12 protein-coding genes are annotated in these 12,454 nt (G+C 64.1%); 3 read left to right on the forward strand and 9 right to left on the reverse strand.

Annotated features, from left to right (window positions below):
* Positions 1-107 precede the first annotated feature (107 nt).
* Positions 108-1,142 carry an NHL repeat-containing protein gene (locus GEMMAAP_RS12475; protein ID WP_145979121.1) on the forward strand — a complete coding sequence of 345 codons (1,035 nt, stop codon included), beginning with the start codon at positions 108-110 and terminating at the stop codon, positions 1,140-1,142.
* Here the strand turns inward: GEMMAAP_RS12475 and GEMMAAP_RS12480 are convergent.
* The 9 genes from GEMMAAP_RS12480 to GEMMAAP_RS12520 form a co-directional block, all read right to left on the reverse strand.
* Positions 1,060-2,103 carry a DHH family phosphoesterase gene (locus GEMMAAP_RS12480; RefSeq protein ID WP_026849513.1) on the reverse strand — a complete coding sequence of 348 codons (1,044 nt, stop codon included), beginning with the start codon at positions 2,101-2,103 and terminating at the stop codon, positions 1,060-1,062. The two genes, GEMMAAP_RS12475 and GEMMAAP_RS12480, sit on opposite strands and share 83 nt — an antisense overlap.
* Positions 2,100-3,668, reverse strand: coding sequence for an amino acid permease (locus GEMMAAP_RS12485; RefSeq protein ID WP_026849512.1), 1,569 nt, complete (start codon positions 3,666-3,668; stop codon positions 2,100-2,102). The genes GEMMAAP_RS12480 and GEMMAAP_RS12485 overlap by 4 nt, the downstream gene beginning before the upstream one ends.
* 290 nt (positions 3,669-3,958) lie before the next feature.
* A complete protein-coding gene (gene guaB, locus GEMMAAP_RS12490; RefSeq protein ID WP_043580652.1) occupies positions 3,959-5,434 on the reverse strand; it encodes an IMP dehydrogenase in 1,476 nt (491 codons plus the stop codon).
* Between the two features lie 47 nt (positions 5,435-5,481).
* Positions 5,482-5,856 carry a YkvA family protein gene (locus tag GEMMAAP_RS12495; protein WP_053334068.1) on the reverse strand — a complete coding sequence of 125 codons (375 nt, stop codon included), beginning with the start codon at positions 5,854-5,856 and terminating at the stop codon, positions 5,482-5,484.
* Between the two features lie 48 nt (positions 5,857-5,904).
* Positions 5,905-6,318: a hypothetical protein gene (locus tag GEMMAAP_RS12500; RefSeq protein ID WP_026849510.1), complete on the reverse strand. Its 414-nt coding sequence runs from the start codon at positions 6,316-6,318 to the stop codon at positions 5,905-5,907.
* A 29-nt stretch (positions 6,319-6,347) separates the two neighbouring features.
* Positions 6,348-7,340, reverse strand: coding sequence for a D-Ala-D-Ala carboxypeptidase family metallohydrolase (locus tag GEMMAAP_RS12505; protein ID WP_026849509.1), 993 nt, complete (start codon positions 7,338-7,340; stop codon positions 6,348-6,350).
* Between the two features lie 10 nt (positions 7,341-7,350).
* Positions 7,351-8,319 (reverse strand): M15 family metallopeptidase domain-containing protein, encoded by a 969-nt coding sequence (locus tag GEMMAAP_RS12510; RefSeq protein ID WP_053334067.1) that lies wholly within the window; start codon positions 8,317-8,319, stop codon positions 7,351-7,353.
* 236 nt (positions 8,320-8,555) lie between these two features.
* Complete coding sequence (locus GEMMAAP_RS12515; RefSeq protein ID WP_053334066.1) at positions 8,556-9,446, reverse strand: L,D-transpeptidase; 891 nt, start codon at positions 9,444-9,446, stop codon at positions 8,556-8,558.
* A complete protein-coding gene (locus GEMMAAP_RS12520) occupies positions 9,446-10,105 on the reverse strand; it encodes a hypothetical protein (RefSeq protein WP_026849507.1) in 660 nt (219 codons plus the stop codon). Before GEMMAAP_RS12520 ends, GEMMAAP_RS12515 begins: the two co-directional genes overlap by 1 nt.
* Positions 10,106-10,180: 75 nt before the next feature.
* Here GEMMAAP_RS12520 and gpmI point away from each other — a divergent pair, with 75 nt between their 5' ends.
* Positions 10,181-11,740 (forward strand): 2,3-bisphosphoglycerate-independent phosphoglycerate mutase, encoded by a 1,560-nt coding sequence (gene gpmI, locus GEMMAAP_RS12525; RefSeq protein WP_026849506.1) that lies wholly within the window; start codon positions 10,181-10,183, stop codon positions 11,738-11,740.
* Positions 11,740-12,453 carry a hypothetical protein gene (locus tag GEMMAAP_RS12530; RefSeq protein WP_026849505.1) on the forward strand — a complete coding sequence of 238 codons (714 nt, stop codon included), beginning with the start codon at positions 11,740-11,742 and terminating at the stop codon, positions 12,451-12,453. Before gpmI ends, GEMMAAP_RS12530 begins: the two co-directional genes overlap by 1 nt.
* Position 12,454 lies beyond the last annotated feature (1 nt).

A 12,454-nucleotide genomic window follows, 5' to 3' on the forward strand; every position in this document is an offset into this window, starting at 1 on the left:
TGTTGCGAACACTGTCGCGTATACCGATGTGGCTCGGGCTCCTGGCCACACTGCTTTCACTTTCATTTGAGAGCGTCTCCGGACAATCACCAGGCAACGAACGCAAGATGCTCCCGAAGAAATGGGTGGGCATATGGCGCGTTGGAGGAACGGCGAATGACACGCTGTTCGGATGGGTACGCGAGCACGTGGCGAACGATCTCGGGGTGTACATACTCGACGCCGGCACGCTGGAAGTCCACGCGTTTGACCCACGAAACTCGAGGCATCTTTGGTCCGTCGGCACCAAGGGGAGCGGCCCGGGACAGCTGTTGCGGCCGGTGGATATCGCGCTCACCCCACGGCGGGAAATCGCCGTGCTCGATCCTGGCAACGGGCGAATTTCGATCTTTGATTCAACGGGACGATTTACGCGCGGCATCGCTTCACCAAACGCGACCAATGGCCGCAGTCTCTGTTTCCTTGACGACGGAACCGTACTCATTGCGGTAGCCGACAGGGACGCCGCCGTAACGCAAGTCGAGCCCACCGGACGCGAACGCAAACGCTGGAAGTTTCCGTGGCCAGTAAAGGAGGGCGCGAGCGATTTCCTCCGGAGTACGGTCGCCATACGAGGAGGGAGCACAGATCGTTGCACCTTTGCCACCACGTTCGGCTTCGGCGTTTTCAGCATCAATCGCCAAGGGCAGTTGATTACCCATCCGTTCATTGAACAGGTCGCCATGCCGACCTTTCGGCAAACAACGATGCGAGATGGCGGCGTGGCAACCTTTCTCGACAAGGGGGACAATGCGGCCCAGGGCGGCTCGCGGAGCGGAGATACCACGCTCGTGTCGTTCGCCGGCTCGAAAATCCGAGGCGGGGTCATCGATCTCTATCTCAATGACGGACGCTACATCGGATCCTGGCCTACGCCGCCGGAGGATCGCCTGTTCTACATGCACGGTCGCTTGTATGGGCTGTCATCAGACGGCGCGACCCAGCGGCTCCGGGTGTGGGTCGATGAGGCTGACACCGCGAAGGCGCTGACGGAGATGGGACTGCGCCAGCCTCGACGCCCTACACCGACTCGAGTTCCCCGCGCAGGTACAACCGTGCGTCGGTTACCACCTGCGCCTGTACCTCCTCCAGCGCACCGGTAAGCATGGCCCCGGAGGCCTTGCGATGACCGCCGCCGCCGTAGCGTCGCGCAAACTGCTGCACATCCACATCGCCTGTGCTGCGCAGACTCACCTTCACCTTGCCGTACCCGAGGTCACGGAAGAACAGCGCCATCCGAGTACCGGCAATACTGCGCGGATGCTCCACAATACCGTCGAGTTCTTCGCTCGTGACATCAAAGCGACTCACCACGTCGGCGTTCACCGAAATGTATGACAACCCGATATCGGGTTCACTGTGCAGCGTGGCCAAGGCCTCGCGCAGCAGCTGCAGCCGGCCCAGGCTTACCTGCGCATAAATGCGCCGGTACATCTCTTCCGGGTTCACGCCGGCCGCCAGCAGAGCTGCCGCAATGCCATGCGCCCGCGGGGATGTGTTGCTGAAGCGGAAGCTGCCGGTATCGGTGAGAATGGCTGCGTACAGCGACTGCGCCACCGCCGGGGTCAACTCAAGCCCCAACGTGACGGCAATGTCGTACACCAACTCTCCCGTGGCACACGCCGCGGTATCGGCCACCGCGAGGGTTCCCACCGGTTCGTCACCAGCCACATGATGATCGATGACCGAAATGGGTACGCTCAGCGAGCGGACTTTGTCGGCAAGGTGTCCCAGCCGACGCACATCATTGATATCCAGCACGATCAATGCATCAATCCCATCGAGTGCCGCGGTTCCCTTGGCGCTCGCTTCCTCGATGTCATCCCCGAGCAGGAATTCAAACATCGTTGGCCACGGGGTGGGATTGACGATGCGGCAGCGAATGCCACGCTGCGCGAGCAATCGCGCGAGCGCCGTTTCGCTGCCGCATCCATCACCGTCCGCATTGATGTGCGTGGAGAGGGCCACCGTCATCCCCGGGCGCAGGGCGGCGAACCACGTATGGATCGCCACCTGCCGCGCCTCAGATGCACTCAGCAGCCCGTCTGCCACGGCACTGCTCATCGCTTGCCAGCTTCCTGCTTACCGATGGTCGAGTTGCGCATGCCGTACACGAAGTACGTCGTCATGCCAATCGCCGTCCAGACGCCCAGCAACGCCCAGGTCAGCCCGGGCAGCTGATACATCATGTACAACGTTGCACCGGCACCAAGCAGCGGCACCAGCGGCACCAGCGGCGTCTTGAACGGACGCTCCAGTTCCGGCGACCGCACACGCAGCACCCACACGCCGATACACACGGTGGCAAAGGCCGCCAACGTACCACCCGACACCAGTTCGCCCAGCAGACCGAGCGGAAAGAAGCCGGCAATGATGATGGCGATGATACCCACGATCCACGTGGACGCCGCCGGCGTCTGGTAGACCGGGTGCACCTTGGCAAACACCTTCGGGAGCAGACCGTCGCGCGACATCGTGTAGAAGATGCGCGGCTGGCCCATGAGCATCACGAGCACGACCGATGACAGACCCGCCACGGCGCCGATGTTCACGAGGTACTCGAGCCACTTGAGCTGCGGAACGGCTTCGAGCGCGGCCGACACCGGGTGCGGTACGCCAAGCGCCGTATAGGGCGCGAGACCGGTCATGACCAGCGACATCAGGATGTACAACACCGTGCAGATAAGCAGCGACGCGATCATGCCAATGGGCAAGTCACGCTGCGGGTTCTTGGCTTCCTGCGCGGCGGTGGACACGGCGTCAAAGCCGATGTACGAGAAGAACACCACCGGCGCCGCGCGGAGCACGCCCGACATGCCGTACTTGGTGCTGCCGTCCGGATTGGTCACCATCTCGGGAATGAACGGCGTCCAGTTCTCGGGGTTCACGTACATGAAGCCGAACCCGATCACGAGGAGCACGATGATCATCTTGATGGCCACTACGATGTTATTGAACGTGGCCGACTCCTGAACACCGCGCACCAGCAGGAACGTCAGCGCCAGAATGAGCGCGACGGCTGGCAAATTGATCAGCCCTTCCACCGGTGACCCGCCCGCGGCTGTACAGGCTTCACGCGTGGCATAGGCCGCCTTGGTGAGCGCATCCACCAACGTGGTGCCGGTGCCGTCCACACAGGTGAACGCACGCACCACTTCATGGCCGTTGATCACGGTGAGTGGCGCCGAGGCAAACGCGGCCGGCACATGCACCCCCGCTTCATTCAACATGGCGCTGAAATACCCCGACCAGCCCACCGCCACCGTGGACGCTGCGAACAGGTATTCGAGGACCAGATTCCATCCGATGAACCACGCCACGCCCTCACCCATGGTGGCGTAGCTGTAGGTGTACGCAGAGCCGGCGATGGGAATCATCGACGCGAATTCGGCGTAGCAGAGCCCCGCGAACAAGCAGGCGAGGCCGGCCAGCACGAACGACAGCGAGACACCGGGGCCGGCAAAGTTCGCCGCGGCCGTTCCGGTGAGGACGAAGATACCGGCACCAATGATGGCACCGATGCCGAGCATCGTCAGGTTGAGGGCGCCAAGCGTGCGCTTGAGGCCGCCTTCAGAGCTTTCGGCCTCGGCGCGGAGCGCCGTGATCGATTTCTTGGACCAGATTCCCATCAGCGGTGTGGTCTGGGTGAAGCGCGATGCAGGTGAGCGACATCGCGCAGGGTACAACGGAGTCCTACCGGGGTGACGAACGTCACGCGGGGGCTAATGTGGCTACCCGCACAGCATTCGAACAGTAGACCCACCAAACTCGGCGCCGGTTGCGTCGGACGCAACGGGCGCTGGCGATAAAACGGTAGCCGGGTGGCCGCCGGAGCCGAACGGGGAAGCTGCCGCCGGTACCCGAACCCGGGACCGATCAGTGACGGGTCGTGGGTTCGGGGGTGGCGGTGGGGGAGCTGCTACAGCGAGTAGTTGGGCGCTTCCCGGGTGATCGTCACATCGTGAGGATGCGACTCCCGCAGCCCCGCCGTCGTGATGCGCACGAATTCGGCCTCTGTCCGCAACGCGTGAATGTTGCCGCACCCTACGTATCCCATGCCGCTGCGCAGTCCGCCAATCATCTGGAACAGCACATCGCCCACCGGGCCCTTGTAGGGTACCCGCCCCTCGATGCCCTCAGGGACAAGCTTCTTGGGGGACATTTCGCCGTCCTGGAAGTAGCGATCGGCCGACCCGTCCTGCATGGCCGACAGTGACCCCATCCCGCGAATCATCTTGAACCGGCGTCCTTCCAGCAGGAAGGACTCGCCGGGGCTCTCTTCTGTGCCCGCCAGCATGGAGCCCATCATGACACTCGAGGCGCCGGCCGCCAGCGCCTTCACAATATCCCCGCTGTACTTGATGCCGCCGTCGGCGATGACAGGAATATCCCCTGCCCCTTCCACCGCATCCATAATGGCGGCCACCTGCGGCACCCCGACACCGGTCACGACGCGCGTCGTGCAAATGGAACCCGGGCCCACCCCAACCTTCACCGCATCCACGCCACGCTCCACCAGCGCGGCAGCGCCGGCGCGGGTCGCCACGTTGCCGGCGATGAGCTGCACCTCGGGGAACGCCTCACGCACCTTGGCCGTGGCCTGCAGCACTCCCTCACTATGGCCATGCGCCGTATCGATGATGATGACATCGACGCCAGCCTGGATGAGCGCCCGGGCCCGGTCGAGATAGTCGCCGCCGGCCCCAATGGCGGCCGCCACGCGCAACCGACCGTACTGATCCTTGTTGGCGTCCGGATACTGCCGACGCTTGTGAATGTCCTTCACCGTGATGAGGCCCTTCAGGAGGCCCGTCTCATCAGTCACCGGCAGCTTCTCGATGCGGTGCTTGGCGAGAATCTTCTCCGCTTCATCCAGTGTGGTGCCCACGGGCGCGGTGACCAGATCTTCGCTGGTCATGGCCTCGGCCAACGGGCGATCGAGATTGCGCTCGAATTGCAGGTCGCGGTTGGTGAGGATGCCGACCAGCTTGCCATTGCCATCTACAATAGGCACGCCGGAGATCTTGAACCGCATCATGAGCGCCACCGCCTCGCGCAGCGAGCCAGTGGGAGAGAGCGTGATCGGATTGAGGATCATGCCGCTCTCACTGCGCTTCACCCGGTCCACCTCGGCAGCCTGCCGATCGATGGACATGTTTTTGTGCAGCACCCCGATGGCACCGTACCGGGCCATGGCGATCGCCATTTCGCTCTCGGTGACCGTATCCATCGCGGCCGAAACGAGCGGCACGTTGAGCGTGATGCCGCGGGTAAATCGGGAGGCCAGACTCACCTCACGCGGGTGCGTGAGGGAATGCCGGGGGGCGAGCAGGACGTCGTCGAACGTTAGCGCGACGTCATCGCGGATGCGCGAGGGGCGAGATGAGGGTGCCATCTCGGAAACTATACTGATGACGTACCGGATTCCAGCGGGGGCTGGGGCTAACGCGCTCCCGCCATGCGCCGCAGCCGACGGCGCATTCGCGGCGGAAGGAAGAACCCGGCCGCGGAGATGACGCTCGCGACGTTCAGGTCGTCCAGCTCCTCCGGATCGCCCCGCCAGTGGTCGAGTAAGACCGTCAGCCCGGCATTCTCGACGAGTCGCTGCAAGGCCATCATGAGCAGAAACACGTCATCCACCTCACCCAGAAACGGGATGAGGTCGGGGATGAAGTCGAGTGGAGACACGATGTAGGCCACTGCCGCAATGACCATGAAGCGGTCAATCCGGGAGACCCGCCGATCGCCAATGAGCCCCACCAGCAGCCGCAGATACGACGGAATCTGCCGGATGATGCGCATGACGGAGCGCTTCATCCCCGTACGTGGTCCGTTTCTGGTCGTTGGGCGCATGGAGCGAAGGCCTCAGGCAGGGGTCGCGGGTGGTGATGGTGGCGTGCCCGGTGGCGTGCCGGAGGCCGCCGTTGGCGGGGCACCGGGTGGTGTTGGCGGCGGCGCACCAATCTGGTCGGCCACCGTTTTGGCGGTGCTCACCACATCGGTGGCCACGGTCTTGGTGGTTTGCGCCACGTTGTTCAGCACACCCATGGCCTTGTTGAGGAAACCCACGGCCTCCACCACGGTGCCAGCGGCCAACCCACCGGCACGCAGCGTGTCCTCCACGCCGTCGGTGAACTTTTGAAAGACGTTGGTAACAGGCGCCGGTTTCTCGGCGTACTTGGACTCCAGAAACTCGACGTAATCGAGAATCTGATACAGACGCTCATCGGACAGCGTCTCGAGTTTGCGGTTGATTCGATCGCGGACGTACGGATTCATGTCGTTTCCTCCTGGCACGCCCTACGGGGTCAGCCGCGCCAACGTTTCCGCTCGCCGCGCGCGTCGATATGGCAATACGGGGTAGCATAGCGCCGGCTGCTGTAGACGCCCAGCCCGCCGGCCAGTTCGGGGTGCAGCCGTTCCACCCAGTCTACGGCTTGTTCCACCCGATAGGCGTCAAACAAGGTGAGCTGGCCATCGCCGTCGGCGTCAATGGCGACATCGGCGGCGTCACCATACAAGTGTCGCGAATCGCGTGCCGAGCCTTCGACGTTGGAATTGTGCAGTGGCGTACGGAAGCCACTGTGTACTTCGAGCGTGAAGTCGGCCTGTTCTTCCCCACGACGGCGCGCGAGTTCCCGCAGCACGAGCTCGATCTTGTCGAGAACACGTGGGTCAACGGCCACGTACTTGGGCCAGCTGGTTTGGCGATCGTGGGTCACGAAGTCCCGGACCTTGAGGTGCTTGGTAAGGGGGAGGTCCAGATGCTCTTCATGGACTTCGGCGAAGCCCGTGGGCTTTTCCCCCTGTTCGTTGCGGGACCACTCGGCCGGATAGCGTCCGATCTGATACCCGTTCAACGTGCTGCCAAGCTTGAGCTCGAACGGCACCAGCACGGCCAGGCGGGGCTCTTCAATACGCTGGGTGACGCCGTTGCGCATAACGGCCAACTCGTAGAACCCGGGGGTGAGTGGCGCCAGCAACGTATCGCCGTCGACAGGGCGCATGACGTCGGCCGACTCTCCCGTGCCCACGTGCACCCACTGGTACCGGAAGCCGAGGGTGCTCTGGGCGCCCCGGATATCCAGCGGGAAGGCCACGCGCTCACCGGCACGGACAAAGTGCATGCGCACTTCCCCGCTGCTCCCCTTGGTGGCCATCGCGGCGGCGACGCGGGGGACGGCACGCCGGTAGCTGTCAGCAGATGACCCGGCCAGGAGTTCACCGGGCGGCTGATAGATGACCGCCGCCAAAATGGCGACGAAGCCACTGGCAATGAGTGCGGTACGACGCCGCATCATGGGCACGTCCTCACAACGCCCCCCACCGGGCACGATTGCCGCGCACATCGATGTGCACGAAGGGGCCGTGGGCACTGGTCGCGGTATACACGCCAATGCCGCCCACCAACTCGGGGTGTTTCTGTTCGACCCGTTCGGCGGCGGTGGCCAGCACGCGCGCGTCGCGCGTATCTACCCGACCATCGCCGTTCAGATCACTCATCCAATCGCGGGCGCCGTTCACGACGTAGACATCGGCGGCGTCACCATACTGGTGGCGGCTATCCTGCACGCGTCCGCCGGCACCGACGCCCTGCTGGTTGTACTGCGGCGTTCGGAACCCCGACATGACACGCAATCGCGACGCGGCGACGCCCATGCCGCGAAGTTCATCGAGGACCAACTCAAGCTTGTCCACCAGCGGTTCGCGCAGCACCAGATACTTGGGCCATACCGGCCCCTGATCCTTGGTGAGAAAATCGCGCAAGCGGAAGTGATCGGAGATGGGCGTATCGGCGTTCCCTGCCGTGACCTCGAGGAACCCCTCGGGATTGCGGTAGGCGGCGGCACGCGCACCGCGCTGCTCGGCCGGGAAGAACCCGATGCGATAGCTGCCAATGCGTCCCTGGACCTTGTCGGCGAAGGGGCGCATGGTGATGAAATGGAAGCGACCCGCCGAGTCGGCGGCGGCGTAGATGCCGGCGCGGGTGGCCGCGGAATCGCCGAAATACTCCCGCAGGACCGGGACAGCCGCCGCGCGATGCGGCGCCAGAAAGCGGGCGCGCAACTTGCGACTGAACCCACGCAGGGAGTCGAGCCCCGGGAATGGGGCCGGTGCGTCAGCGGCCAGGGCACGAGTTAACGGGAGCCGGCTGCCAGATGCGCCTGCGGGAGCCTTGGCGGGCCGAGCGAACGCGACCAGACTGGCGCACGCAAGGACGACCGCCGCGCCGCTCGCGCGTCGGCGCGTGCGGCGGAGTTTGGCCTTGTGAGACGGCAAATGGAGAGACGCCGGAGCGTCGGAAGTTAACTGGGTCACGATGTCGGGTATGGCGCTCGGCCGGACGCTGGATGGGCGTTGACCGGGTGCGGGTTAACCGCGTGCGGCAGATGATCTTGCTGCTATGGAACAGACGATCGAGCGCCCGTTCCGGAAATATAGCAGATCTGGCCTGGAGGTTCACCCGTCGTGGATAAACACCCCGGCTGAATTCTCATCTGTAACTGATTGTCAGATCAGTAGATGAAGACCGGGGTCCCGACCGCCACGCGATGGTACAGCTCCGTGATGTCTTCGTTCCGCAATCGCACACATCCGTGGCTGACCGCCTGCCCCACCGACTTGGGATTGTTGGTGCCGTGCAAGGCGTACCCGTCGCCCAGATACAGCCGGAAGCTCCCCAGGACGTCCGGATACTTGCGCTGATTCGTGCCGAACGGGGGAATGATCACCTTGCCGTCCGCCACAATTTCCCGACCGTCGGTGGCCGTGAGGGGGCGAATCGTCCCGTCGGGGGCAACGCGGACAACGTCATTGCCCTTCACGGTCAGCTGCCCCCCGTCGCGCAGCTTGAGGGGCCGCCCCCGCACCAGCTGAGTGAGTCCCAAGCCGCGTTTGTTGGCCTGCTCCTGATAGTGCCAGTCAGGGGGGATCCACGCCGGTGCCGAGTCACGCCGCTGCACCACCAGGCGCCCCCGTGGGGTCTCGAACCGCAGGACTTTAGCCCCCCCTTTCACCACGAGCTGCTTGCCCGAACCGGTCGCAACCGGTGCCGTGAACAGGATGCTGTCCCCCTGCTTGTACCACACTCGACGCTCAACGATGGAGACCACCAGATACGACGAATCGGCGGGGGGTGCCGGCGTGGACGCCAATTGGGCGCGCAGGCTGTCGACCCCCAGACCAGCCTGCAAAGCGGCTTGCTCCAAGGCCTCGGAGTTATCGTTGAACACCAGCCGCGCGATATCCCGCTCAAATCGGGTCTGGAGTGTCTGGTAGCCCACCCAGACGGTGTGCGCGGCCACCAGCAGCATGAGTCCGAGCAGCCAGGACGGGGCTCCGCGCCAGCCATAGCGGCGAACACGCGAGGGCCCGGAACGGAGATGGGGTGCCATGGGCGTAGCCATCAGTAGAAGTACACCCGCGTACCCGGTGTCAGGTTCTCCCGGATCGCCCGCAGGTCGCTGGCGCTCAGACGCACCGCTCCGGGCATCACATAACTGCTGTCGGAAAGCGGCCCCTGTTCGGGGAGGGTGTACAGCAGCGTCCCGCCGGAGGTCAGGATGGCATGATCGCCGGTCCAGCCGGGCTCGGCGACCGTGGCGGGAGCAGGAAGCCCACGGTCTGCCCAGATCCAGGACGGCAGCGGGTGCACGTCGGTGGCGCCAAGCACCCGCTCAACGGTGCGCAGGCCGCGGGGGACCACCACTTGCATAGTGTCTGAGGTGGCGCCGACCCGTCGTTCCCGGCCAATGCGGGCGGACATCGTGCGCAGGCGGGCGCCTCCCCGGTCGAGGGCCACATAGCCCGAATCGGTATTGACGGCTAAATGGACGGCGTCGTCCCCCTGGGCCTGCCGCCGCATGATTTCCACCATGAGCGTGGCCCGGTCGGCGTCGGCCATCAACAAGGCATCGGCCCGCCCGCGTTCCAGGGCGGTCATGCCTGCCCGGAGCCGCGCCGTTTCCTCCCGGTACCGTCCTTGCCGAACCAACAGGAAACCATCCACCAGTACCAAAGACACCAACACCAGTGTCAACAACAGGGTACGACGCCGAACACGCATGAGTAAGCGGGGTTTAGATTCCAACGGCTGCGATTCCCACGTGACGTTCGCACAAGAAGCATACCCCGGAGACCGATGTCTGCTCGTGTAGACCGCGCCGTTGCCCTGATCATTCTGGATGGTTGGGGATACCGCGAAGAGTGTGAAGCCAACGCGATCTGTCTGGCCAATACCCCGAACTGGGACCAGATCTGGTCACATCCGTCCCGCACGCTCCTCACGGCGTCGGGGAAACCCGTTGGCTTGCCCGAAGGCCAGATGGGGAACAGTGAGGTCGGACACCTCAATCTTGGCGCCGGTCGCATCGTCATGCAGGATCTGGTCCGCATCGGCGCCGCCATCGACGACCGCAGCTTCTTTGCCAATCCGACATTGGTGGCCGCATGTGAGCATGCCCGCTTCAACGACGGCACGCTGCACCTGCTTGGCCTGCTCGGCGATGGCGGAGTGCATGCGACCGACGAACATCTGCACGCGCTGATTGATCTGGCCGTGCAGCACCAGGTGCCACGCGTGGTCGTGCACGCCATGCTCGACGGGCGTGACACGCCGCCCACCAGCGGCATGGAGTTTCTGCGCGCCACGTTGACGCGCATGGAAGGCAAGGCGCAGCTGGCCAGCGTGAGTGGTCGCTACTACGGCATGGACCGGGACAACCGCTGGGAGCGTACGGGGCTCTGGTTCCAGGCGGCCGTCCACGGACAAGCGCCGGTGGAGACGGACGCGCTGGCCGCGCTACAGCGCTCGTACGATGCCGGTGTGACCGATGAATTCGTGAAGCCCTGGGTCATGGCCGATCACGAAGGGGCCGCGCTGGCGCCCATGAAGGATGGCGATGCGCTGATCTGCTTCAACTTCCGCAGTGATCGCATGCGTCAGTCGCTGCGGGCGCTGGCGCTCCCCGACTTCAATGGCTTTGAGACGGGGAAACGCCCGCTGGTGCACATCAGCACCATGACGCAGTACGACGACACGTTCCCGTTTCCCGTGGCCTTTGCGCCGCAGTCCATGAAGCACCTGGTTGGCGAGGTGATTGCGGACGCCGGCCTGACGCAGCTGCGCACGGCCGAAACGGAGAAGTATCCGCATGTCACGTTCTTCTTCAACGGGGGGCATGAGCACCCGTTGGCCGGGGAAGATCGCAAGATGGTCGCCAGCCCCAAAGTGGCCACCTACGACCTGCAGCCCGAAATGAGTGCCGCAGGCATTTGCGATATTTTGTGTGATGCGTTGGCGAATCGCACGCATGACTTCATGCTCTGCAACTTCGCCAACACGGACATGGTGGGACACACCGGTTCGTTGCCGGCCGCCATCAAGGCCGTGGAAACGGTGGATGCCTGCCTGGGACGCGTGTTGGCGGCTGCCCGGCAGGGTGGGGCGCGACTGATCATTACGGCCGACCACGGGAACGCCGACGTGATGGTTGACCCGGTGACGCACCAACCACACACCGCGCACACGACGAACCCGGTACCGCTGGTCATACTCGATCCTGACGAAACGGCCCCACTACGGAGTGGCGGGGCCCTCTGTGATGTCGGGCCCACGGCTCTGGCGCTGCTGGGGCTCACGCTTCCCCCCGAAATTTCCGGTCGCGACCTGCGCGATCGTTCTTCTGCTCACCAGTCCTGATGCGCGCATTTCTTGTTCGTTCGTTTGCAGCACTGACCGTTGCTGCCGGTATGGCTGGAGCCTTTCCGGCGTCCGCAGGCGCGCAGGTCGGGCACCTGCCTGACAAGAGCCCGTACGAAGATTTCAAGATCGGGCAATCGTTGACCGTGTTGGGGGGATGGCTGGCGGTCAAGCGTGATCTGGCCGATGTGGCCCCCAAGGCGGCCTGGAATGCCGGCCTGCGTTACGACATCGGCGTTGGTGGTCCAGCCTCGTTGTTTGTGCGCTACCTCGTGTCGCCCAGTGAGCGCAAACTGCTTGCCCCGGGGAACACCAGGGCAACCCGACAGATCGGCACGCCCGGTGTCACCACACATCTCTTTGATGGTGGCCTCGACATTTCGCTTACCGGGCGCAAGACGTGGCACAACCTGATGCCCTCCGTCAACGGCGGCGCAGGATTGATCAGCGATTTTGCCCAGGCGGATACCGGCGCCTATCGCTTTGGGACCAAGTTCGCGTTCAACTATGGCTTCAGCGTGCGCTACCTCGCCAAGCGCGGGCCGCAGCTGCGACTCGACGCGACCAATTTTCTTTGGCAGTACCAGTACCCCGATCGGTATTTCATCCTCGCGTCGGACACCACGTCCATCCTGACCGATACCAGAAACCGGGAAGCGTGGCGGGGGAATTGGTCGCTGTCCCTGGGCGTCACCCTTCCCCTGTTCAAATAAG

Source organism: Gemmatimonas phototrophica (genome assembly GCF_000695095.2).
Classification (GTDB): Bacteria; Gemmatimonadota; Gemmatimonadetes; order Gemmatimonadales; family Gemmatimonadaceae; genus Gemmatimonas; species Gemmatimonas phototrophica.